Source organism: Marseilla massiliensis (assembly GCF_023336985.1).
Lineage (GTDB): Bacteria > Bacteroidota > Bacteroidia > Bacteroidales > Bacteroidaceae > Prevotella > Prevotella intestinigallinarum.
This window is the reverse complement of record NZ_JAMBLP010000005.1, coordinates 120681-143931: the sequence shown is the minus strand read 5'-3', so window position 1 is coordinate 143931 and position 23251 is coordinate 120681. Positions and strand designations below refer to the sequence as shown.

Here is a 23251-nt window from a genome sequence, read left to right as displayed (position 1 = left end):
CGTTTCATCATAATGATAAAACGGCTATTACTGTTATTTATTGTTCTGTGGCTTATTTCTTCTCGCCGAAATAACGCTCGTAGAGGCCGATGAAGCCTGCGCAGTGGCGTGCCTCGTCCTTTGCCATCTCGTGAACGGTGTCATGAGTGGCGTCCATGCCGGCAGCCTTGGCGTTCTTGGCAATGCGGAACTTGTCTTCGCAAGCGCCTTTCTCGGCTGCAATACGGGCCTGCAGGTTGCTCTTGGTGTCCTTCAGGACATCTCCCAGCAGCTCGGCAAACTTGGAAGCGTGCTCTGCCTCTTCGAATGCATAGCGCTTGTAAGCCTCAGCTATCTCCGGGTAGCCTTCGCGGTCTGCCTGACGGCTCATGGCCAGATACATGCCAACCTCGCCACACTCGCCGTTGAAATGGGCCTCAAGGTCCTTTATCATCTCTTCGGTTGCACCCTCCTTGCGGGCTGCGCCAAGCACGTGCATTGTGGCAAACGTGGCCTGACCGTCGTCAGAGAGCTCAACAAACTTAGATGCGGGAGCCTTGCAAATGGGGCACTGCTCGGGTGCTGCCTCGCCCTCGTAGATGTAACCACATACGGAGCAAATAAACTTCTTCTTCATAATTGTATTTGTTTAGTTATTTATCCTATGCAAAGTTAGTCATAAATAATTACCCGTGCAAATATTAAACACGCATTAATATTATTTTATTCTTTCCACTTTGCGCCGTCACGCAGTATGAACTTGACCTTCTTGCCTTCAGGAATGTTTGGCTTCTCCCATTCTCCGGGGAACAGCTGTATGGTGGTTTTCTTCCCTTCGGGAGCTTTGTCAACGGCCTCTTGTACGCTGAAATAATCGCCGACACCGTTTGATGCCACAGAAATGTCATAATTCAAGAGGTGCCTCTTCAACGCGGGCACTTCCTTGGTCACGGCGTCTGCCAGCAAGCGGGCAACCACATGGGCGCCGTAAACATTGTAATGGGTGTTGTCCTGGCGGCCTTTCGGAACAGAAGGCTCTTCGCCGGGATAGAACCACATGTGAAGTTTCTTTGAGTCTTCGCGGCCAAGGCCCTGCTCCAGGTCATGCGTTATCTTATTCGCGTCGACAAAAGCCACGCCCATTTCCTTGGCAACATTCATTGGAGCAATACGGTAATCGCCGTGTGTGTCTACCAGTATGTCGCCCTCGTCTTCGGGCTTCTGGCCCTTGGTCATGCCTGTGGTGTTACGCAAAGCCTCATCGTCGTCGTTCTTTGGGGGCTCTTTCATGAAGTTACGACGCACGACGCAATTGAACAATACAGGTATCCCTCCTTTGTCACGGGTCTCCCTCACAAACTTGCGGAGGTTTTCGTCGAATGTCGACCCGGGCTCTGTATGCCTGTCGGGCTTGGGCTTTTCGTCGTTATGACCGAATTGGATAAACACGTAATCGCCCGGTTTTATCTTTTCGACCACCTTCTGCCACCGGCCCTCATCTATGAAACTCTTCGACGAACGCCCGTTGACGGCGTGATTGTCAACCCTTATCCCGTCGTCAAAATAACATGGCAGGGCCATCCCCCAGCCACGTTCAAGGTTGCCGTTCTTCAAGCTCTTGTTTGCCATGGTAGAGTCGCCAATCATGAAAATGGTGACCACGCCGTCTCTCTTGAATGCAGACAACACAAAGACCATGATGGCTGCATAAATCAAAATCCTTAGTTTTTTCATCTGTCTTAGTATTTAGTAAAAGTAAAGATAGCGGCCCGCCCACCGGCAGGCCGCATTGTCAATAAGCAATCAAATGCCTTTTATTTGGCTCACAAGCTCTTCGCAGTCAACCAGTCGCTGGTCGCCTGTGGCCATGTCGCGCAAAGTCACCTTGCCTTCCGCAATCTCATTGTCGCCTGCCAAGGCCACGAAACGGATGCCTTTGGCATTGGCGTAGGCCATCTGTTTCTTCATCTTGGCTGCATCGGGGAACAGTTCGGTCCTTATGCCGGCGTTACGCGCTGCTGCCACCAAAGGCAGGCAATAGTCCACCTCGGCATCGCCGAAATTGATAAACAGCAACTGCGTGCCGTTCACAGCGTCGTCGGGATACAGCTCCAGGGCGTTGAGGACATCAAAGATACGGTCTGCCCCGAAAGAGATTCCGACGCCACTGAGGCCCGGCATGCCAAATATGCCGGTCAGGTTGTCATAGCGTCCGCCGCCGGTTATGCTGCCCATGGGTGTGTCAAGGGCCTTAACCTCGAATATGGCACCCGTATAATAGTTCAAGCCGCGGGCCAGGGTGAGGTCAAGGTCGATGCAATTCTTCAGGCCGGCAGCCTTCAGTGAGTTGAGTATGAACCTGGTCTCGTCTACGCCTTTCATGCCGGTCTCGCTTCCGGAGAGCAGTCCGGCAATGACGTCGAGCTTTTCCTCGTTGGTCCCTTTCATGTTGATGATGGGCTGAAGCTTGTCGATTGCCTCTTCAGAAATGCCGTCGGCGCGAAGCTCCGCGTTGACGTTGTCGATGCCAATCTTGTCCAGTTTGTCGATAGCAACGGTTATATCAACAATCTTGTCGGCCTCGCCGATAACCTCGGCTATGCCAGACAGTATCTTGCGGTTGTTGATTTTTATCGCCACCCTGATGCCGAAGCGACAGAAAACCGTATCTACTATCTGCATCAGCTCAACCTCGTTGAGCAGTGAATCGCTGCCAACGACATCGGCATCACATTGATAGAACTCACGGTAACGGCCTTTCTGTGGGCGGTCGGCACGCCATACTGGCTGAATCTGGTAGCGCTTAAAGGGCAGCTGAAGCTCGTCGCGGTGCATGACGACATACCTTGCGAAAGGCACGGTAAGGTCGTAACGCAAGCCTTTCTCACACAGCCTTGAAGCCAAGTGCAGCGAATTGCGCTCACAAAGTTCCTCGTCTGTCACCTTGCTCAGATAGTCGCCGCTGTTCAATACCTTGAACAACAGTTTGTCACCTTCCTCCCCGTATTTGCCCATTAGGGTCTGGAGGGTTTCCATGGCAGGCGTCTCTATCTGCTGATAACCATAGAGCGAAAACACCGAACGTATGGTGTCGAATATATAATTGCGCTTGGCCATCTCCACAGGAGAGAAGTCGCGTGTGCCTTTAGGTATGCTTGGTTTTTGTGCCATCACTCTCTTACTATTGTCTGCTCCCTGTCGGGGCCTATTGAAATAATCTTTATCGGTGTCTCGAGCTCTGCTTCAAGGAATGCGACATATTCGCGGAACTCCCTCGGGAACTCGTCTTCGGAAGTAAACTTCGTCATGTCTGTCTTCCAGCCGCGCATCTCCTTGTATACCGGCTCTATGCCTTCCTCAATGTTGTACGGGAAATAATCGATCTGCTTACCGTTCTGCCTGTATGCCACACAAGCCTTGATTGTGTCGAAACCGTCGAGCACATCGCTCTTCATCATGATGAGCTGGGTAACGCCATTCACCATGATTGCATACTTCAACGCCACCAAGTCAATCCAGCCACAGCGGCGCTCGCGACCTGTAACGGCCCCATACTCATGGCCGAGCTGGCGAATTGTGTCGCCTACCTCGTCGAAAAGCTCCGTGGGGAACGGGCCTGCCCCAACGCGGGTGCAGTAAGCCTTCATTATGCCATACACGTCGCCGACCTTGTTCGGGCCTATGCCGAGACCGGTGCATGCGCCTCCGCAAATCGTGTTTGAAGACGTAACAAAGGGGTATGAGCCGAAATCGACGTCGAGCATCGTGCCCTGCGCTCCCTCGCACAGGATGCTCTTGCCCTCGCGCAGCAGGCCGTTCACCTCGTGTTCAGAGTCGACAATCTGGAAGTTACGCAAGTAATCGATGCCCTTCATCCAGTTTTTCTCAACCTCAGTGATGTCATACTCATATCCCATAGACTTCAGGATAGACTCATGTCGGGCCTTGCATGCATTATACTTCTGGTCGAAGTTCTCGAAAATATCACCCACCCTGAGACCGTTGCGGGATATCTTGTCGGTATAAGTGGGCCCGATGCCTTTGCCTGTAGTGCCAACCTTGCTCTTGCCTTTGGCTGCCTCGTAAGCGGCGTCGAGCACACGGTGCGTAGGCATTATAAGGTGGGCTTTCTTTGAAATGTGCAAATGGTTGCGCAGGTCGTGACCGCTTGCCTCGAGGGCCATTGCCTCCTCCATAAACAAGTCTGGTGCAAGAACAACGCCATTGCCTATAATGTTAACCTTGCCTCCCTGGAAGATGCCTGAAGGTATGCTGCGCAATACGTACTTCTGACCTTCAAACTCCAATGTGTGGCCAGCGTTGGGGCCACCCTGGAAGCGTGCCACCACATCATATTGAGGTGTAAGCACGTCTACCACCTTCCCTTTTCCTTCATCGCCCCACTGCAAGCCCAGCAGGACATCAACTTTACCCTTGTTCATTATTCTTGTCTTTATGTGATTTCTGTTTTGTCTCATTGGCTTTCTTACGCTTCATCCGGGCCTGGCAGGAACTGCACACCCCGTAGATGTAAAGCGAATAACCGTCTTTGCGAAACCTCTTCAAGTGCAGGTTGTTGATGGCAAGGCTCACCTCAGGGAGCTTTATCTCAACCACCTTGCCGCATATTGTGCACACCTGATGGCTGTGGCTGCCGTTGTTGTAACAGGCCTCGTATTTGGTTGAACCCTGAAACCTGTGGCGCAACACGAGCCGCAACTCCATGAACAGCCGCAACGTGTTGTAGAGCGTGCCGCGACTTACTGGGAAATGGCACTCGTCGCTCAGCTTTGCACTTAGCTCGTCGAGAGTGAAGTGTCCGTTGATGCTGTATATGGCATCAAGTATCGCATAACGCTCGGGAGTCTTGCGATAGTTGTTCAGTTCCAGATACTCTGTCAATATCTGGTGTACAGATGCTTTTGCGCCTTCCTTCATTTCACCATACAGTCATAAACCGCACAAAGTTACACAAAATCGCCGAAACGAACGAATAAATGACAAGAAATGCCACAATAATGTTTCACACGAGGCGCCACGGAGCCTGCATGCAGCAAGCTCGCCGGCCGGTCGGCAGCCTTTCTTTGACACACAGAGCCACGGCATCATTGTAGATGCCGTGGCTCTGTCGTGCACATTTGGCTTTCAGCCCGCTGTGGCTACAATCAAGCCGCATGCCCCTCACCATCCATAAGGCACGAGGCTGTGTCATCAGAAAGCATATCCCATGGTGAAGAGCACCTGGTGGCGCTTGTTGCTAACGTCGGTCGACGAGGCCAGGTTTCTCTCACCGTCGGGCATGGCGGCCGAGCCGAAGTCGGTAAACGGATGGAAATCGCCGTTCTGGACAGAATACTGATAAGCCACGTCGAACGAGAACTTCTTCACGCTGTAGCCCAAGCCGCAGGTAATGCGGTTTGTTGCCTTCCAGTTTGTATAGTCGGTCGACGAGGTGTAGTAAGTGCCCGGCGAATCAACAGTGTAGTCCTTGTAGCCATTCTTGTTGTACATAGGCGACACGTAGTTGTAACCAAGCCTTATGGCCAGGGCGGCGTCGGGCTTAAACTCCAAGCCTACCTTGAGCGTGCTCACGCCTTTCAGTGTGCGGTCTGTATGCGAATTCATGGCCTTGTCGCTGCTGCTGCTCTCGTAATAGTCGCCATAATACCAGTCGTAACCGCCTCCGTCGTTTATCCTCGTGTCAAGGTTGCCATAGTTGGCATAATCATAGCTTGCTCCCACGGCGAGGTAGTTGCCAAACGTTGTGCCGAGGCTCAGGCCGAACTTCCACGGGGTGTAAAGCTTGAAATCGTAAGCCTCGTCGCTCGTACCAGAGTCATACTCGCCCAGCTCGGTATTGTTTGCCAAGACCGTATGGTTGCGAGTAGACAGGTCATACCACGTAGGTGTCGACGCAGAAATGCCAATCCTGAACGGAGAATTCTCTATTGGCCTGAATATCATGCCAAACTTTATGTTGAAACCCGTGCCCGATATTATGCGCTCATCGCCTATGGCTACGCTCCCAACCGGAGTGCCTTCGCTGGAGACGAGGTTTTCTGAATACCCGCTGTAGCCGTTGTAGTTTACGTCATGAATGCCTACGGTAAGGCCGAGATACAGCCGGTCGTCGATGTTGCCGCTGATGTTGAAGTCGTATTCACCAATGTAACCGCGGCTTGCCCGGTTGAACGCATACGCAGTGGCGTCGTTGTATCCATACGACGGCACCCCATCCTCGTCGTGGGTTGTAAGGAACGCATTGTAATAAAGGTAGTCGACAGAGTTGAACATGTTGTTGTCACCCACCAGGACACCGTTGTCGTTGGGCCCGACGGAAAACAGTCCGCCGGCTCCCTTGAGGTAAGAGAGCTTGTTTTGCGAAGCCCCCGAGAGCACGTTGGCAGCCGAAAGAATCTGGTTGAAATTAGTACTCTTGTGATAATTGAACGCAAAATTGACAAACGACTTCCTACCGTTGCGCATCGAATAAACGAACCCCACCTGGTCGAAGCTCATGTTTGTCTTGTTTGCATTGTCAAAGTCTCTGGCATCTTGCTGCGACACGAAGCCAAAGGATATCTTGGCCTGCGAGTGGCGGAAGAGCCCTATGCCGGCCGGATTGGTGCCTATGGTCGACAGGTCGGCCCCAAGGGCGTCCAAAGCGCCGCCCATTCCAACGTAGCGGGCAGTGCCGTTAAGGTCTTCTGTGGCTATGCGCGCATTCTCGTAAGTCTCTTGGGCGGTGGCCGAAGCTGCCGCCACCAAGGCCACAAGCATCAATATCTTTCTATCCATAATAAATCCTTTTACGAAAAAACAATACTAAATATTTACTCATTCACCTGCGTCCGCGGAACCCTCCGCCACCGCCACGGCTGCCGCCACCGCCACGGCTGCCACTGAAACTGCCGCTGCTGCGGCTGCCGCCAAACGAGCTGCCGCTACTGTACGACGGCCTGCGCGTGGTTGTCGTGGTCACCCTGTTCGACGAGCGGTTGCCGCTGAAGTTGGTCGATGGCCGGCGGCTCGTGCTCACAGTGGTGCCGCGGTTGCCCCTGTAGCCCCGGAAGCCGTTGCCTCCCGACAAACGTCCGCCCCTGCTGACATATCCGTGGTTTGACGTGCCGGTGATTCCGCGGTAAGGCCGGTAATATGAGCCGGCATACCAATAGTGGTGATGCGGGTACCAACTATAGTAATGCCACGGGTAATGATACCATCCGGAATAATACCACGGCGAATACCAGTAACCGTAATACCACGGATCGTTCCACCACCACGAGTCCCAGCGGCCGTCGTTGTAGCCGGCCCAGTAAGGCTCGAACCACGAGTAGTCGTCGAAACGGCTCATCTGCCGCGTGCACTCATAGTCACGCAGGCTGTCGGGGTAAACGCCAACAGTGCCGTCGAAGTCGATTATGTCGTTGCCAGCAGAGTCTATCTGCTGCACATAAGTGCCCTGCCTGTTATACTCATCGACATCACGCTGACTGCCTATATAGTACGTGGGAGCGGGCTCTTCCGCCACTTCGCTAACAGGGGCGTCGGCAAACTCTGACGGCACGAAATACATGTCATCTTGGGCTGCGACACTGACCGGAATCGCGAATGAAACGGCCAATAACATTGCCAGCTTGTTCATATACAACCTCCTTTTCTTTTTTTGACTATCATATTGCGCTACAAAGTTACTTGTTCTTTCTATGCAAAAATACGGAAAAAACCTAAACCCGTGTAGGGATTCGCCTATTTTTTGTATTTTTGCAAGCCAAATTAACATCAATACATCATGAAATACTACGAAGTTGAGTTTAAGATAACAGCTCCCGCCGATGCCATGCAAGACGCGCGCGACCTTATCGCGGCCCTTGCTGGCGACGAAGGCTTCGAGGCTTTCGAAGAAACCGTCTGCGGGACAAGGGGCTATGTGCAGACCGGGGCATTCGATGGCGGCGCCATCGACAGGCTTGCAGAGGACTTCCCGATGGACGGTGTGAAGATTGCCTACACCATCAGGGATGCCGAATACAGAGACTGGAACGAGCAATGGGAGGAAAACGGCTTTGAGCCGATAACCATTGGCAGCCGCTGCTGCATACACGACGGGCGACATCTGCCCCAAAGCCACTTCGACATTACCATTGAGATTAATGCCCGCCTGGCGTTCGGCACAGGCACTCACGAGACCACGAGGATGATGGTGGCATGCCTGCTTGACGCCAGGCTCGAAGGCAAGGCCATGCTCGACTGCGGATGCGGCACCGGCATACTGGCCATCACTGCATTGAAGTTGGGCGCGGCACGTGCCGTGGGTTACGACATCGACGAATGGAGCGTTGACAACGCACGCCACAACTCAGAGGCCAACAACGTTGGCGGGAGGTTTACTGCCATGCAGGGCGACGCCAATGTGCTTGACGCGGTTGACGGGGAGTTTGACGTGGTGGCTGCCAACATAAACCGCAACATACTGCTTGCAGACATGCCTCGTTTTTTCTCGAAGATGAAGAAGGGCGGCCTGCTCATGCTTAGTGGTTTCTATACTGAAGACGCCCGATTGATATCGGCACGCGCCACGGAGCTCGGACTGAAGCAGGCTGGTGCAGCCAGCGACAACGGATGGGCTTGCATGGTGTTTGAAAGATAGCCCGCAGGCTAACGGCGGCCATCAGGCAGCATGCACCAAACGGCGCTATGGCCTGCCCCGATGTCAAGATTTATCTTCCACTTTGACGCCGGCAGGCAACTATCTGAGTGGCAGCACGTTGCAAAACCGTCTGTTTTGGGTTGCCATACGGCCCGTTTCACAATGCGGAACAGGCCGTATGGCAAAGCAAAAAGGGCCATTTAGTGACCAAACATTCACTAAACAGCCGAAAAAGCCAAAACTTGTCGGGATTGTTTATCACCGCAAACGCCCACGGACAACAGCCGCTGCAAAGGGCTGCCCGGCCACCCGAGGATGTCAGTCGTACCACGAATCGTCGTCGTCGTCGTCCTGATTGCCTATCGTCAGGCGCAGCAAGTCATAGTAACTGCCGTTGTATATGTCAAAGTCAACATAGCCTTTTATGCCCGGCAGGCGCCCGCAGTCGGTGTGCTGCCAGAACTTCCACTTGCCCTTATACTCCACCTTGTCTACATAGTAGTGTGCAATCCAATATGGGTAAGCGTCGAACACCGAGTCGCTCAGGTAAGCCATCTTGAACTTATAGTATGTATATATGATTGGCTTTACCCCGTAATGCCTCTCAACCAAGCGCAGCCAGGTGAGCACGCTCTCCTTGAACTCCTCGGTTGTCTGCGTTTTGGGCTTGCGCTCCACGTCGAGCACCGGCGGCAAGTCGCCCTCCTCAAGCTGCACGTTGCTCAGGAAATACTCGGCCTGTGCCCTCCCCGACGACGTGGTGCTCCAGAAATGGTAAGCCCCTCTGACAAAGCCATATTCGCGGGCCTGATGAAAATTCTCCTTGAAACGCCTGTCGAGGTTGCTTGCTCCCTCGGTCGCCTTTATCATGACAAAGCGCACCGGGTACTTGTCTATCATGCCGTTGTTCCTTAGCACCTCCCAGTCAATCTCGCCCTGATGGTGGCTTATGTCTATGCCGTGTATCTCGTAGCCTTCGGGATAAGAGGCGTCGCCATACAACGCGCGCCACCTGAAGCCGAAAGGACTGACAAAAAAGTAGTAGAAAGCCCAGACGTATGCCCCCACAATCAAGCCTCCGCCGATGAGCCACGCCCACCCCGGCAGCTTACAAAACAACCACGAATACAGCGACCGGGGCTTCGACCTCCTGCGCGAACTGCCTGATGCAGGCCTACGGACAGGACGCTGCCGCCCCTTGCGGCGTGAATTTGTTGTCGGCATACAGACTGGCTATAGCATTATTAAGCAAACATCACACATTGCTTTTATGCAACTTGCGTACATAAAAACAACATGTGATGCCATGATTATACAGAATGCATTATTTCACGTGCTCCAAAGCAAGGGTCTTTGTGGGCTGGTCGCACACTTCGCTCGGGCCCCAATACTGTATTGGGCCGGGGTAAACGTAGCATGTTTCCTTTGCCCACCTGTCGCGGCAGCCCACGAACGTCTTGAACGGATTGCCATCGAGGTCTACCAGCGCCTTGCGTATCACAGGCTTCATCTTGCCGTTGCGACGCTCCATGTTCATCATCATGGTGATTGGCACGCCTCCGGCCACCCACTCTTCTGCCGGGCGGGTTGTGTTCTTCACGATGGCCATGTAGCCCGTCTTTCCGTTGGCAATGAGCTGAGCGGCGCTCGTGCCGAGTGCATAGCAGTAGTCGGCGTCGAAGTTAGAGGGCGCAGCGCAACGGCCTTCGTATCCGAAGAAGTGGTGCTGTGCGGCAAAGTTGCCCACAAACTTGCCTTCGGCCTTCCATTTCTCGAGCTTTGCGGCGCACATGTCTGAAAGCAGCTTCTCTGTCTCGATGAGCGAAACCTGAACGTTTCCGTGCGGGTCGCGGTCAAGCGAGAGCTGACGGGCAACGTCGGCGGGAAGCGTCTCGAATGTAGCGGCGTTCTCCTTGGAGAGATGGGCGATGATGTATTCACGCTGCGCGTCTGCATCCAGGTCCTTATACTCGGCACCGTGGGCGGCCAGCAAGTCGTTGAGCTCCTGGATCAACCTGCCGATGGCGGGTATGAACTCTATCAGGCCCTCGGGAACAATGACCGTTCCGAAGTGGTTGCCCTGTGATGCACGGAATGCAATCACCTGGCAAAGGTTGTCTACAATCTGGTTGAGGGTCATGTCGTTCTTCTCCACCTCCTCTGAAATGATGCACACGTTGGGCTGGCACTGCAGGGCGCACTCAAGCGCGATGTGGCTTGCGCTGCGGCCCATCACCTTGATGAAATGCCAGTATTTACGTGCCGAGTTGCAGTCGCGCTCTATGTTTCCAATCAATTCAGAGTAGGTCTTGGTGGCTGTGTCGAATCCGAACGATGTCTCTATCTGCTCGTTCTTGAGGTCGCCGTCGATGGTCTTCGGGCAACCAATCACTTGCACGCCGCAGTTCTTGGCCGCATAGTATTCGGCAAGCACGCATGCGTTGGTGTTTGAGTCGTCACCACCGATTATCACGAGGGCCTTGATGTCAAGCTCACGGAGTATCTCAAGACCTTTCTCAAACTGCTCTTCCTCCTCGAGCTTCGTGCGCCCAGAGCCAATCATGTCGAAACCGCCGGTGTTGCGGTAGTCGTCAACAATCTCCTTGGTCAGCTCCATGTAGTCGTGCTCCACCAAGCCATTGGGCCCCAAGATGAAACCGTACAGGCGGTTTTCCGGGTTTAGTTTCTTAATCTGGTCAAACAGCCCAGTTATCACATTGTGTCCGCCGGGGGCCTGGCCGCCGCTGAGAATCACGCCAACGTTAATCCTCTTGTTGTTCGGTTCATCACTTTCAACGAACTCGACAACCGGCATACCATATGTATTGGGAAACAAGTTCTTTATCTCTTCCTGGTTATCCACGCTCTGTGTAGGAGCGCCCTCCTTAACTTTTACTGCTCCGTTAAGAGCCTTCGGCAACTTTGGCTGGTATGCAGCTCTCTCTTTCTGCAAAGCACTTTTTTCCATATTTAAATTGTTTACGAAATGATATGTATCCTTTTTCGATGTGCAAAAGTAAGCAATAATAATCAGAATCACTTTGCGAATAGTAGCCAATAACGATATTTTAATATTTTTTTCATAGAAAACCATTGCACGTAGAGATAAAAACAGTATCTTTGACGAAAGAAAGAATAACTGGACTAATTAAGCAAGGAGGAAACACAATCATGCCAAACAAAAGAACATTGAAAAGAGAAATCAAGCAGACCTGCCTGGACATCTTCGCAGAATGCGTTGCAGTATCTTTGTACGGAACCCCAAAAGAGAAAGAATGTGCAGAGGCGCTGATGCACACCCTGATAAAGACAGAGAGCGATTTCATAAGCCGTATTTCCCATCCGGAACCCGGTTTGCCCGCCAAAGCATACTTCAACGACTTGGTCAACAAGTTCAACGAGCAAATCTCTGAAATCATCAACCAAATAAAAATCTCGGAATAAGAGTGCCATTGAAATGCTGAAATCACTTTGCCGCTGGATATTATTCAAGCGCATGGGGTGGACAACCAATGTTACAGAGGCACACCCCGACAAATTTATAATATGCTTGGCACCGCACACAAGTAATTGGGATTTTATAATCGGTTTGCTATATTCACGTGCTGAAGGCCTGAAGAGCAACTTTCTGATGAAGAAAGAATGGTTCTTTTGGCCTTTAGGGTGTTTTTTCAGGAAAATAGGCGGCATACCCGTATGGCGCAGCAAGCACACAAACATGACAGACAACCTGGCCAAGACTGCGGCCGAATCTGCAACATTCCAACTCTGCATCACCCCGGAAGGCACCCGCTCGGCCACGGCCGAATGGAAAAAAGGGTTCTATTACATTGCCGCAAAAGCCAACATGCCGATACTGCTGTACGGAATCGACTATAAGAAAAAACTAATAGAATGCACGCGAACAATAATGCCTGACGGCGACATCGACAGGCAGATGCGCGAAATCAAACTGTATTTCAAACGCTTCGAGGGCCTGAAGCCGGAAAACTTCACCACGGGCGACATATAGAGACAAATGGATATCCGATATACTTCCATAACCATGGCATTGCTCATGGCCGCGGCTGGATTTGCCCAAACGGCCGAACAAGAGCGGAAAATGGCACAAAAGCTTGAGGCATATTTCGCAAAGTACAAGCCAAAGAAGCAAGAGTTGGCGCAAGCTCCGAAGATGCTCAGCTACAAGGTCGACAACAACAAGAAGACGTTGGTAATCAATGCCGACGGCACTTTTGCCGCACAGGAGTTCTCTGAGGAGACAACCGCCGACATATACAAGCGCGTCAGGAAAGCCATACCGAAGCCGTACAGGAAATACGCCATAACCATCATAACCAACGGGATGGCCATTGAAGACCTGGTTCCGCACAGGATAATAAGGAAACCAGGCAAAATAAACCTATGGGGAGACATCGATTACGACGGGAAACCATGGGTGAGCAACGCCTCTTCGCCTATAGAGCCGACCCACGGGCTACAGAACAGGCACATCTCTTTGTGGGCGAGCCATGGCCGATACTTTGACTCCGACAAGGGCAAATGGAAATGGCAACGCCCCAAACTGTTCGGAACGACCGAAGACCTGTTTACCCCCACCATCGTCATACCTTACCTCATACCGATGCTCGAGAACGCCGGCGCCATTGTGTTTACGCCACGCGAACGCGACATGCAGAAGCATGAGGTCATTGTAGACAACGATGACAGGCAACAGGGGACACGGTACATCGAAGTCAACTCGAAGCACGAGTGGCACAACACGGGCGACAAGGGGTTCGCATCGCACAACGGCACGTATACCGACGGCGAGAATCCGTTTGTTGCCGGGACGGCTCGCATGGCCCAAGCCACGGGAAGCAAGAAAAGATACAGCATCATATCATACCAGCCCAACTTCCCGGCAGAAGGGCGATATGCCGTGTACGTAAGCTACCAGACACTGGAAAACAGCGTCGACGACGCAAGGTATACAGTATGGCACAAAGGTGAGAAGACCGAATTCCGAGTCAACCAGCAAATGGGCGGAGGCACCTGGGTCTACTTGGGCACGTTTGATTTCGATGCAGGCAGCGACGAGTTCAACCGCGTTGTGCTTACAAACCAAAGTTCGCGCCGCGGTGTCGTGACGGCAGACGCCGTGCGCTTTGGCGGCGGCATGGGCAACATTGAGCGCGGGGGACAGACGAGCGGCTTGCCACGGAGCATGGAAGGAGCACGCTACTATGCCCAATGGGCCGGCATGCCATACACTGTCTACAGTTCGCGCAATGGCACAAACGACTATGCCGACGACATAAACGTGAGGTCGTTCATGACCAACTACCTTGGCGGAGGCTCATGCTACATGCCCACAACCGACGGCAAGAAGGTGCCGTTCGAGCTTTCATTGGCCATACACAGCGACGCCGGGTACGCCAAAGACGGCGTGGGGCTCATCGGCTCGCTCGCCATCTGCACGACACGGTTCAACGGCGGCAGGCTAAATGCAGGCATATCGCGCTTAGCCTCACGCGACCTGGCCGAGGCATTGCTTACTAACACCACGCGCGACCTGCAATACAAATACGGCAGTTGGAGCAAGCGCGACCTGCTCGACAAGAACTATTCGGAAACCAGGGTGCCCGGAGTGCCAAGCGCAATACTTGAAACAATGTCGCACCAGAACTTTCCCGACATGCGCTACGGGCAAGATCCAAACTTCAAGTTCACCCTTGCCCGTTCCATATACAAGACCATCCTGCGCTATATATCAGAACAACACGGCCGCCCCTACGCCGTGACGCCACTGACACCGCAGAACTTCAGCATCGAAGTGTCGGGCAAAGGCGAAGCCACACTGAGATGGCAGCCGGTAGACGACCCGCAGGAAGCCACGTCACACCCCACGGGCTACATAGTGTACACAAGCTACGGGCACAGTGACTTCGACAACGGCACATACATCAGAGGCAAGAACAGCCACACTGTGAGGCTCGACCCTGGCGTGCTCTACAGTTTCCGCGTGGCGGCAGTGACGCGCGGCGGCAAGAGCTTCCCAACCGAAGTGCTGTGCGCCATGTACAACCCCGGGGCAGAAAAAAGCATACTTATCGTCAACGGATTCCAGCGCCTGGCCTCGCCTGCCGTACGCGACAACGCCGATGAACAAGGCTTTGACTTCGACGCCGACCCGGGCGTGACGCTCGGAAGCACCGGGGGCTGGGTGGGCCGGCAGGTCTGCTTCGACCGCGACAAGATGGGCATTGAAGACGAAAGCGGCCTTGGCTGGAGCAACGACGACTTCAGCGGCATGGTAATGGCGGGCAACGACATGGACTATGTGCGTTGCCATGCCGAGGCAATCATGGCAAACAAACGCTACAACATTGCAAGCTGCTCTGACGAAGCCGTCGAAAGCGGAAGCGTAAACCTGTCACACTACCAGATGGTAGACCTTATACTGGGACTGGAGCGCAACGACGGGCACAGCCTGAAATACTACAAGACGTTCTCGACCATGATGCAAAGCCAGCTGAAAGACTATACCGCGCGCGGCGGAGCGGTGTTGGCCAGCGGGGCATACATGGGCAGCGACATGCAAAAACCGGCAGAACAGCAGTTTCTGGCCGACATACTGAAATTCCAATACACAGGCAACAGCCGCACGCGCGGTGGCTCGGTCTACGGGCTCAGCACCACGATGCAGATATACGACACGCTAAACGAGCAACACTACAGCGTGGCCTCGCCCGAAGTGCTGCGCCCCATCTGGCCGGCATTTGCCGCCATGCGCTATCCCGACGGGCGCGATGCGGGGGTTGCCTACCGCGGTGCCGACTACCGTTCGTTTGCCATGGGCTTCCCGCTTGAATGCATAAAAGACGCCGAAAAACGGCAGTCGATAATGCAAGGCATACTCAACTTCTTGCTCGAATGACAGTTGCGGACATGACAAACGAAGAAACTATCAACCTGAAAATCATCGCCACAAGCGACGTGCATGGCTTCTTCCTGCCATACGACTTCATTGAACAGCGCCCCACCCCGGGCTCTTTGGCCAGGGTTTGCTCTTATGTCAAGAAGGAAAGGGCCAAGTATGGCAGCAACCTGATACTCATTGACAATGGCGACATACTGCAAGGGCAGCCAATATGCAACTATTTCAACTCGATAAAGCCCCGTTCAACGAACATTGCTTCGCAAATGCTCAACTACCTGGGATACGATGCTTGCACCATTGGCAACCACGACATAGAAACCGGCCACGGCGTATATGACAAATGGGCTGGCGAAACCAATTGCCCGGTCGTAGCGGCAAACATCATTGACACAGCAAGCGGCAAGCCGTATTTCAAGCCATACACTATGATTGAAAGGCAGGGCATAAGGATTGCCATTCTCGGAATGGTGACTCCGGCGGTGCCCAACTGGCTCAACGAGAGCCTGTGGAATGGCATGCGCTTCGAGAGCATAGCCGACTCGGCCAGCAAATGGGTGAAGCTGATCAGGGAAAAGGAAGCCCCCGACCTGACCATCGGGCTGTTTCACAGTGGATGGAACGGAGGCATAAGCACCACCCACTGCAATGAAGACGAGGTTGAACGGGTGGCCCACCAGGTGGAAGGCATCGACGTGATTTTCTTTGGACACGACCACACAACAAGGCAGGCTACAATTTGCAACGGTGACAACAGCAGTGTGGTTTGCCTCAACCCCTCGTGCGACGCAAGGGCCGTGGCCTCGGCGGAAATAAAGGTTGAGAAGGCCGGCAACAAAATCTCAAGCAAGAGGATAACCGGCGAAATTGTCGACATAACCAATGAACGCGCCGACGTTGGCTTTGAAATGCATTTCCGACAAGCCCGGGACGAGACAAACGACTTTTGCCGTCGGCGCATCGGACTGATTGAAAGCAGCATCAACACCAACGACTGTTTCTTCGGGTGTGCGCCATTCACCGACCTGATACACAACTTGCAGCTTGCCATAACGCATGCCGACATATCGTTCAATGCACCATTGTCGTTCAACAGCAAGATTGAAAAGGGCGACATCAGGGTGAGCGACATGTTTAAACTGTACAGATATGAAAACCAAATATATGTCGTCAAGATGACCGGGCGCGAAATAAAAGACTACCTTGAAATGAGCTATGGGCTATGGGTGGGCACGATGGCGTCGGACGAAGACCACATAATGCTGATGGAAAAGGAGACGAAAGCTGGCAAAGTGAGATACAGGTTCAAAAACCTGACATTCAATTTTGACAGCGCGGCCGGCATAGATTACGATGTCGACGTGACGAAACCTGCCGGTGAGAGGATAAACGTCAAATGCATGTCGGGCGGCGGCATGTTTGACTACGGCGCATGGTACACGGTGGCCATGAACAGCTACCGCGGCAACGGGGGCGGCGAACTGCTGACCAAGGGCGCCGGCATACCCACCACAGAACTGCCCCGGCGCATCGTATGGCAAAGCACCAAAGACCAACGCCAGTGCCTCATGGAGGAAATAGAACGCATGGGCACAATCACGCCAAGGGCCAACAACAACTGGCGCTTTATGCCCCTGGAATGGGCCGGCCGAGCCATCGAGCGCGACAGGCGCCTCATATCGGGCTCACAGCCATGACGCCCAACCATCTTTGACAATAATCACGAAAGACGAACACAAAACAAAACGAAACGATGAAGCACTATTATTTTGCATTCTACGGCAACGACTTGCTGTTGGAACGACAGGACGACGGAACGTATTCAATACCCTACAGAGAAGAACCGCCTACTGCTACGGACGGAAAGACGGCCATGCTTGACGTAGCATACGCAGACGGCACGACAGCAAAGACATACAGACTGGACTCGCCGGAGACCGGCGACGGAAGGCTTGAACTGTGCGGACTTAGAAAAAGCTACTACAAACTGACTTACGAACTTTACGTGAAAGCCGGCAAATGTGAGGAGCTTCTGTATTGGGACTCGCACAACAGGTATTGCGGAATATGCGGGTCTAAAATGGAGAAGCACACGGACATAAGCAAAAAATGCGTGAAATGCGGCAACGAAGTATGGCCACAACTGTCGACGGCAATCATCGTGTTGGTGCACCGCGACAACGATGTACTGCTGGTTCATGCAAAGAATTTCAAAGGCAACTTCTTCGGACTTGTGGCTGGTTTCGTTGAGACGGGAGAGACGCTTGAGGAGGCCGTGAAACGCGAAGTAATGGAAGAAACTGGCCTGCAAATTAAGAACATACGCTATTTCGGCAGCCAACCGTGGCCGTACCCTTGCGGACTGATGGTCGGGTTCAACGCCGACTACGACAGCGGAACGCTTAAACTGCAGCACTCGGAACTGAGCGCTGGGGCTTGGTTCAACAAATCAGACTTGCCGGAGATACCCGAAAAGCTGTCGATAGCCAGAAAACTCATTGACGCGTGGCTGCAAGAAGACTGCCACGAGGCACAGAATGGCTGACAAGGCTGCAAACGCCACGCAATGACCTGATAGTCACTATCTTACAAAAACGGTCGTTTTGCATTGCAAAACGGCACAAACAACCATGCAGTACGGCCCGTTTGACACAATCAAACGGGCCGTACTGCATGATGACCTGTAGAAAATCCCACGACACTCTGCGCGAATTTTCAAGCCAACTCAATGTCTCTTCCATGCTTAACGAGAAAATACCGTTAGCCCACGGCATCATTACCGGCGCCTTTCAGCGCCACCGGCAGCTACAATGCCTGCCAAGGCAGCCGCCTTCATTCATGCCAACGAAAGGATATGATTGGGGCTCTAAGCGCCAGTTGGGGCTTAAAACGGCCTAACAACCGTGTAAGCCCGCCCTGCCCAGCTGACATGAGGCGAATGGCACGGCATCTGTTGCCAATCGGCAAACTGTCTGCGCGGCAACACGGCAACAAGCGTTTTCCGACACTGGCCGGCGGCCGTCGCCCACATCAAGGCTATCAGTAGTCTATCACTTCCATGCGCATCTCGCCATCAAACGAGATGACGGCGTCAAGCAGATAGCAACTGGCAGCATCGGGTATGCACAATGTGGCGTCGAAATGAAACCCCTCGGACCCCACACTGCTGTAGTCTATATTGCTCAACACAGCCTGCGACAGGAACCTCTCGGGCACCAAATGGGCAAACATGCTCTTCTTGAAATCGCGCGAATACAGCTGCTCGGCACCATGGTATACGCTCACATGGATGATTTGGTCGTAATAAACATTGTCGACCTCGACGCCGTCATCATTGTAAGTCTTTCTGATTACCTTGTATTTTGTTGGGTTTATGGCAATGTAACAATGGTAACGCTCACCTCCGTACATCACCACGGTGTCTTTCTTCAACACCTCTGTCAACGAAATCACCTTTAGCTTTTCGTGCACAAAGGCCAATGCGGCATTCGGGTCGGTGCTTTTGGCCAGGCGGATGACGTCGCCTGCCTGGTTGGTAAACCAGAAAGAGTTGGCCGTCTGCTTCTGTATGGGGTAACGCGACGGAGGATTCCCCATGATAAGTGTGTCGCCAACAATCTTGAACGAAGTGGGCATGCTGGTGTCGTCAGGGTAAAACACAGAGTCGCCCTCAACCTTGAAAGCAACGCTCTCCGACTCCTCATCTACCCAAATCCCCTGCAGCAAGCCTTTGGCTTCCTTGTCTTCGGCAGGCGTCGCGTCGGGCGACTTTGCGCCCTGACGGCACGACACCATCAGAACACAAACCAAAGCCCAACCCACAACAACATTCCTTAACATGGCATATTGTTTATTTACCAATGCAGTGATACTCTATCCCAAGCTCACTAAGTTCCTCTGAATCAAATATGTTACGGCCGTCTATCACAAGCGGGCGAGCCATAGACTTCTTTATCACTTTCCATGCTGGCAACCTGAACTCCTTCCATTCGGTGAGCAAAAGCAGGGCATCGGCATCCAAAGTGGCGTCATACATATCCTTGCAATATGTAACCTTGTCGCCCATTATCCGCCTGCACTCATTCATGGCAACAGGGTCGTAGGCCCTGATATTGCACCCGGCATCGAGCAGTTTCCTTATCATTACCAAGGCGGTGCTCTCGCGCATGTCGTCGGTTTCGGGCTTGAACGCCAGCCCCCACATGGCTATGGTCTTGCCGCAGAGGCCTTGCCCCTGGTATGCTTTCTGCAGTTTGTCAAACAAAACCAACTTCTGCTTTTCGTTGACGCGCTCTACTGCTTTCAACACCTCCATTGAATAACCGTAACCGTCGGCCGTCTTTATGAGGGCCTTGACGTCCTTCGGGAAGCAAGACCCGCCATATCCGCAACCTGCATAAAGGAATTTACGGCCTATGCGCGTGTCAGCCCCTATGCCCGCGCGAACCATGTTGACATCGGCTCCCACCAACTCGCACAGGTTGGCAATGTCGTTCATGAACGAAATACGGGTGGCCAGCATCGAGTTGGCGGCGTATTTGGTCATCTCGGCCGATGGGATATCCATGAATATGACGCGGAAATTGTTTATTAGGAATGGCTTGTAAAGCTTGGTGAGGATTTTCTTTGCGCGCTCGCTTTCTACGCCAACGACAACACGGTCGGGCGACATGAAGTCCTTGATGGCATTGCCCTCCTTCAGGAACTCTGGGTTGCTGGCCACATCAAACTCAACGGAGACGCCCCGCTTGTCAAGCTCCGCCTGTATGGCATGGCGCACTTTCCTCGCCGTCCCAACGGGCACGGTGCTCTTGGTCACCACCACCATGTATTTGTTCATGTTCTCTCCGATGGTCTTTGCCACCTGCAAGACATAGTTTAAGTCTGCGCTTCCGTCTTCGTCGGGGGGCGTACCGACAGCCGAGAACACTATTTCCTGCTCATTGAGCACCGAAGCCAAGTCGGTAGTAAACTTCAGCCGGCCGGCCTTGGTGTTCTTCAGCACGAGTTCGTCGAGCCCGGGCTCGTAGATGGGAATCTGCCCGTTTTGCAACGCCCTTATCTTGTCTGCATTTACATCTACACATGTCACGATGGCGCCTGTATCAGCAAAGCAGGCCCCGGACACCAGGCCGACATAGCCGGTTCCAACTATAGCAATGTTCATAATTATGCCGTCATTATTTTAATCAGTCAAAATACTCTGCATCCTTGAACAGCGATGCAGCCCTGTCCTTGTCGCTCATTATTACGTCTTTCATGTCGATGGGCCAAGAAATGCCCAGGTCCGGGTCGTCGTAACGCACGCTGGCCTCGTGGGCCGGGGCGTAAACATTGTCTACCTTATATGTAAATACAGCCTCGTCGCTCATTACCAAGAAGCCATGGGCAAAACCGCGGGGGATGAAAAACTGGCGCTTGTTTTCTTCACTGAGCTCAACCATGACGTGCCGGCCGAACGTCGGGCTGCCCTTACGCATATCCACGGCAACGTCGAGCACCTTTCCCTTGATCACCCTGACCAGCTTTGCCTGCGAGAACTCACCTTTCTGATAGTGCAACCCTCGCAATACGCCGTAGCAGGATTTAGACTCGTTGTCTTGTATGAAATTCACCTTGCCAACGTGCTCGGCGAAGTCGGAGTCCTTCCAAGCCTCGAAGAAATAGCCGCGAGAATCTTCAAACACCCTTGGCTCCAATATAAAAACTCCCTTTATTGCTGTTTCCTTGTATTCCATAGTTCAAGCTTTGACCGTAATAATACGATGCAAATGTAGTAAATATATTTGAGATGGAAAACGCTTTTCCCCATTTTATACTATTTTATCCCTGATTTTGTTGTATATATCACAAAAAACGAGTAATTTTGCAGATGTGATTGAAATAGGTAGACATATCGAGATATTATTGCTGGACTATGAGTGTGTCATAGTGCCCGGCTTAGGTGGATTTATGACTCATCATGTGGAAGCTCGCTACGATGAGGCAGACAATACTTTTTTACCGCCATTGCGCACACTGGGATTCAACCCGAAGCTCAAGCTCAACGACTCGCTTCTCGCGCAGTCGTATGTCGAGGCTTACGACATAAGCTACCCGGAAGCCGTCAACAGGATTGAGGAAGAGGTCAACGAGCTCAAGCAACACATACAGAACGAAGGTTCGTACGAGCTTACCGACATCGGCGTAATTTCCCTCAACGAGGATGGCAACTATGAGTTTGAACCGTGCGAGGCCGGCGTACTGACCCCATGGCTCTACGGCTTGTGCTCTTTCGATATGAAGATGACAGCCGAGGGCAAGGCCGCCAGCGCCGCTACGCCCAAAGACGACGTGCCCGCCGGCAACAACGATGCCATGCAGGAAGCTCCCACCCAGGCTCGCCATGCCCTCGATGCCACCGACGAAGCCGACGACGACAAGGTCATAAGAATAAAGGTTGCGTGGATTCGCAACGCCGTAGCCATTGCCGCGGCCGTCATCGCATTCTTTGCAATTACCCCGCCGATATCCAACAGCTACCAGAACCATGCCAATTTTGGAAGCCTTCCGCAGGCCATAATGTCGGCAAACATACTCGACGACGCGCAACAAAACGCCACCGGCAGCACCAGCCTGCCCAAACCGCTCAAGCTGAAAGCGTCGGTAGACTCGGCAAAGGCAAAAGCCAAGGCAGAAGCCCGCATGGACCAAGCCGCCGACTCCGTCGTTACGGCTCCGCAAAAAGACTTGGGCCGCTATTGCATAGTGCTCGCAAGCCGCATCACCCAAAGAAATGCCGACGCCTTTGTTAGCGAGCTTCATAAGGAAGGATGGAAAGATGCAGACGTCTACATCAACAATGACATCGTGCGGGTTGTATATGGCCATTTCCAAAACGAGTCGGATGCATACGACACACTGCGCAACATCAGGAACAACAAATATTTCGAACAGGCTTGGGTTTATAAAAAGCGATGAAGAGAGTAAGGTGCCCCAAATGTGACAATTACGTCACATTCGATGAAACAAAATACGAGACAGGCCAGTCATTGGTATTTGAATGCCCCCAATGCGGCAAGCAGTTCAGCATACGCATCGGCGTTTCAAAGATGCGCGCCCTGCAGAAGGAGGAGAATGTCGACGAGAACCTGAAGGACAACAACGTAGGTGCCTTAATCGTAATTGAGAACGTTTTCCATTACAAACAGGTAATACCGCTCAAGCTTGGCGACAACGTGATTGGAAGATACATGAAAGGCAGCAAGGTCAACACTCCCATCGAGACCAACGACCCGAGCATAGACACAACCCACTGCGTAATTAACGTGAGCTACGACAAACGCAACAGGCTCAAGTATATATTAAGAGACGGGCCCAGCAACACAGGCACGTTTGTACACAACGAGATACTTGGTGACCGCGAGCGCCGTGTCATCGAAGACGGAACTCTCTTCACCATAGGTGCAACAAGCATAATCCTTAAGGGCGCAGAGGAAAAAGAGCAATAAGGCACCAGCCTTCACACAGTTACACATAAACACGGCGGCACAACATTTCTTGTGCCGCCGTGTTCGTAAATTGCACAGCCGGACAATTCGACATAGTGGTTTCGACACAAACCGGCAGTCATGGCGAACCAACAAACGCCACGCATTGCCGCCACTCAATTCACAAACGAGCACCCAGCATGCCTGGTGTCGATGCGCCATGGGCAAAAAGTT

Annotated in this window: 20 protein-coding genes; 8 read left to right on the top strand and 12 right to left on the bottom strand. The window is 52.8% G+C overall.

The features are described from left to right. Positions 1 to 52 precede the first annotated feature (52 nt). The 7 genes from M3089_RS05675 to M3089_RS05645 all read right to left on the bottom strand — a co-directional run bounded on the left by M3089_RS05675 (position 53) and on the right by M3089_RS05645 (position 7624). Complete coding sequence (locus M3089_RS05675) at positions 53 to 616, bottom strand: NADH peroxidase (protein ID WP_205107718.1); 564 nt, start codon at positions 614 to 616, stop codon at positions 53 to 55. An 86-nt stretch (positions 617 to 702) separates the two neighbouring features. Next, positions 703 to 1713 carry a rhamnogalacturonan acetylesterase gene (locus M3089_RS05670; protein ID WP_205107716.1) on the bottom strand — a complete coding sequence of 337 codons (1011 nt, stop codon included), beginning with the start codon at positions 1711 to 1713 and terminating at the stop codon, positions 703 to 705. Between the two features lie 69 nt (positions 1714 to 1782). Continuing rightward, positions 1783 to 3150 carry a histidine--tRNA ligase gene (gene hisS, locus M3089_RS05665; RefSeq protein ID WP_249082352.1) on the bottom strand — a complete coding sequence of 456 codons (1368 nt, stop codon included), beginning with the start codon at positions 3148 to 3150 and terminating at the stop codon, positions 1783 to 1785. After that, a complete protein-coding gene (locus M3089_RS05660) occupies positions 3150 to 4421 on the bottom strand; it encodes an adenylosuccinate synthase (RefSeq protein ID WP_205107712.1) in 1272 nt (423 codons plus the stop codon). Before M3089_RS05660 ends, hisS begins: the two co-directional genes overlap by 1 nt. Continuing rightward, positions 4408 to 4917, bottom strand: coding sequence for a Fur family transcriptional regulator (locus tag M3089_RS05655; protein ID WP_249082350.1), 510 nt, complete (start codon positions 4915 to 4917; stop codon positions 4408 to 4410). Before M3089_RS05655 ends, M3089_RS05660 begins: the two co-directional genes overlap by 14 nt. A gap of 273 nt (positions 4918 to 5190) precedes the next feature. Continuing rightward, the gene (locus M3089_RS05650) at positions 5191 to 6777 is read right to left on the bottom strand and encodes a hemin receptor (protein WP_249082348.1); all 1587 of its coding nucleotides are present in this window, start codon (positions 6775 to 6777) and stop codon (positions 5191 to 5193) included. A 43-nt stretch (positions 6778 to 6820) separates the two neighbouring features. Then, the gene (locus tag M3089_RS05645) at positions 6821 to 7624 is read right to left on the bottom strand and encodes a hypothetical protein (protein WP_249082347.1); all 804 of its coding nucleotides are present in this window, start codon (positions 7622 to 7624) and stop codon (positions 6821 to 6823) included. A 147-nt stretch (positions 7625 to 7771) separates the two neighbouring features. On the opposite strand from M3089_RS05645, the gene prmA reads away from it, so the two are divergent. After that, a complete protein-coding gene (gene prmA / locus M3089_RS05640; RefSeq protein WP_249082344.1) occupies positions 7772 to 8629 on the top strand; it encodes a 50S ribosomal protein L11 methyltransferase in 858 nt (285 codons plus the stop codon). Between the two features lie 318 nt (positions 8630 to 8947). Here the strand turns inward: prmA and M3089_RS05635 are convergent, their stop codons facing one another. Beyond that, positions 8948 to 9853 carry a glycoside hydrolase family 25 protein gene (locus M3089_RS05635; protein ID WP_249082342.1) on the bottom strand — a complete coding sequence of 302 codons (906 nt, stop codon included), beginning with the start codon at positions 9851 to 9853 and terminating at the stop codon, positions 8948 to 8950. A 100-nt stretch (positions 9854 to 9953) separates the two neighbouring features. After that, positions 9954 to 11597 carry a diphosphate--fructose-6-phosphate 1-phosphotransferase gene (locus M3089_RS05630; protein ID WP_205107702.1) on the bottom strand — a complete coding sequence of 548 codons (1644 nt, stop codon included), beginning with the start codon at positions 11595 to 11597 and terminating at the stop codon, positions 9954 to 9956. A gap of 221 nt (positions 11598 to 11818) precedes the next feature. Between M3089_RS05630 and M3089_RS05625 the strand changes: the two genes are divergently transcribed. From M3089_RS05625 to nudC, 5 genes are all read left to right on the top strand, one after another. Beyond that, positions 11819 to 12073, top strand: coding sequence for a hypothetical protein (locus tag M3089_RS05625; RefSeq protein WP_317236395.1), 255 nt, complete (start codon positions 11819 to 11821; stop codon positions 12071 to 12073). 13 nt (positions 12074 to 12086) lie between these two features. After that, positions 12087 to 12641 carry a 1-acyl-sn-glycerol-3-phosphate acyltransferase gene (locus M3089_RS05620; RefSeq protein ID WP_205107700.1) on the top strand — a complete coding sequence of 185 codons (555 nt, stop codon included), beginning with the start codon at positions 12087 to 12089 and terminating at the stop codon, positions 12639 to 12641. A gap of 90 nt (positions 12642 to 12731) precedes the next feature. Then, positions 12732 to 15548: a golvesin C-terminal-like domain-containing protein gene (locus M3089_RS05615; RefSeq protein WP_249082340.1), complete on the top strand. Its 2817-nt coding sequence runs from the start codon at positions 12732 to 12734 to the stop codon at positions 15546 to 15548. 11 nt (positions 15549 to 15559) lie between these two features. Beyond that, positions 15560 to 17245 (top strand): bifunctional metallophosphatase/5'-nucleotidase, encoded by a 1686-nt coding sequence (locus M3089_RS05610; protein ID WP_249082336.1) that lies wholly within the window; start codon positions 15560 to 15562, stop codon positions 17243 to 17245. Between the two features lie 56 nt (positions 17246 to 17301). Further along, on the top strand, positions 17302 to 18093 hold the full coding sequence (gene nudC / locus M3089_RS05605; protein ID WP_249082334.1) for an NAD(+) diphosphatase: 792 nt from the start codon (positions 17302 to 17304) through the stop codon (positions 18091 to 18093). A gap of 494 nt (positions 18094 to 18587) precedes the next feature. Here nudC and M3089_RS05600 read toward each other — a convergent pair whose 3' ends face one another. Genes M3089_RS05600 through rfbC form a run of 3 tightly spaced genes read right to left on the bottom strand, consistent with a single transcriptional unit; the run spans position 18588 to position 21286 of the window. Next, positions 18588 to 19388: a DUF4738 domain-containing protein gene (locus tag M3089_RS05600; RefSeq protein ID WP_249082331.1), complete on the bottom strand. Its 801-nt coding sequence runs from the start codon at positions 19386 to 19388 to the stop codon at positions 18588 to 18590. Positions 19389 to 19398: 10 nt separating this feature from the next. Next, a complete protein-coding gene (locus tag M3089_RS05595) occupies positions 19399 to 20715 on the bottom strand; it encodes a UDP-glucose dehydrogenase family protein (RefSeq protein ID WP_249082329.1) in 1317 nt (438 codons plus the stop codon). Between the two features lie 22 nt (positions 20716 to 20737). Then, on the bottom strand, positions 20738 to 21286 hold the full coding sequence (rfbC, locus tag M3089_RS05590) for a dTDP-4-dehydrorhamnose 3,5-epimerase (RefSeq protein WP_249082328.1): 549 nt from the start codon (positions 21284 to 21286) through the stop codon (positions 20738 to 20740). Between the two features lie 136 nt (positions 21287 to 21422). Between rfbC and M3089_RS05585 the strand changes: the two genes are divergently transcribed. Both M3089_RS05585 and M3089_RS05580 read left to right on the top strand, forming a co-directional pair. Further along, positions 21423 to 22508, top strand: a complete 1086-nt coding sequence (locus tag M3089_RS05585) for an HU domain-containing protein (RefSeq protein WP_249082326.1) — start codon at positions 21423 to 21425, stop codon at positions 22506 to 22508. Continuing rightward, the gene (locus M3089_RS05580; RefSeq protein WP_249082324.1) at positions 22505 to 23038 is read left to right on the top strand and encodes an FHA domain-containing protein; all 534 of its coding nucleotides are present in this window, start codon (positions 22505 to 22507) and stop codon (positions 23036 to 23038) included. The genes M3089_RS05585 and M3089_RS05580 overlap by 4 nt, the downstream gene beginning before the upstream one ends. The last annotated feature ends 213 nt before the right edge of the window (positions 23039 to 23251 follow it).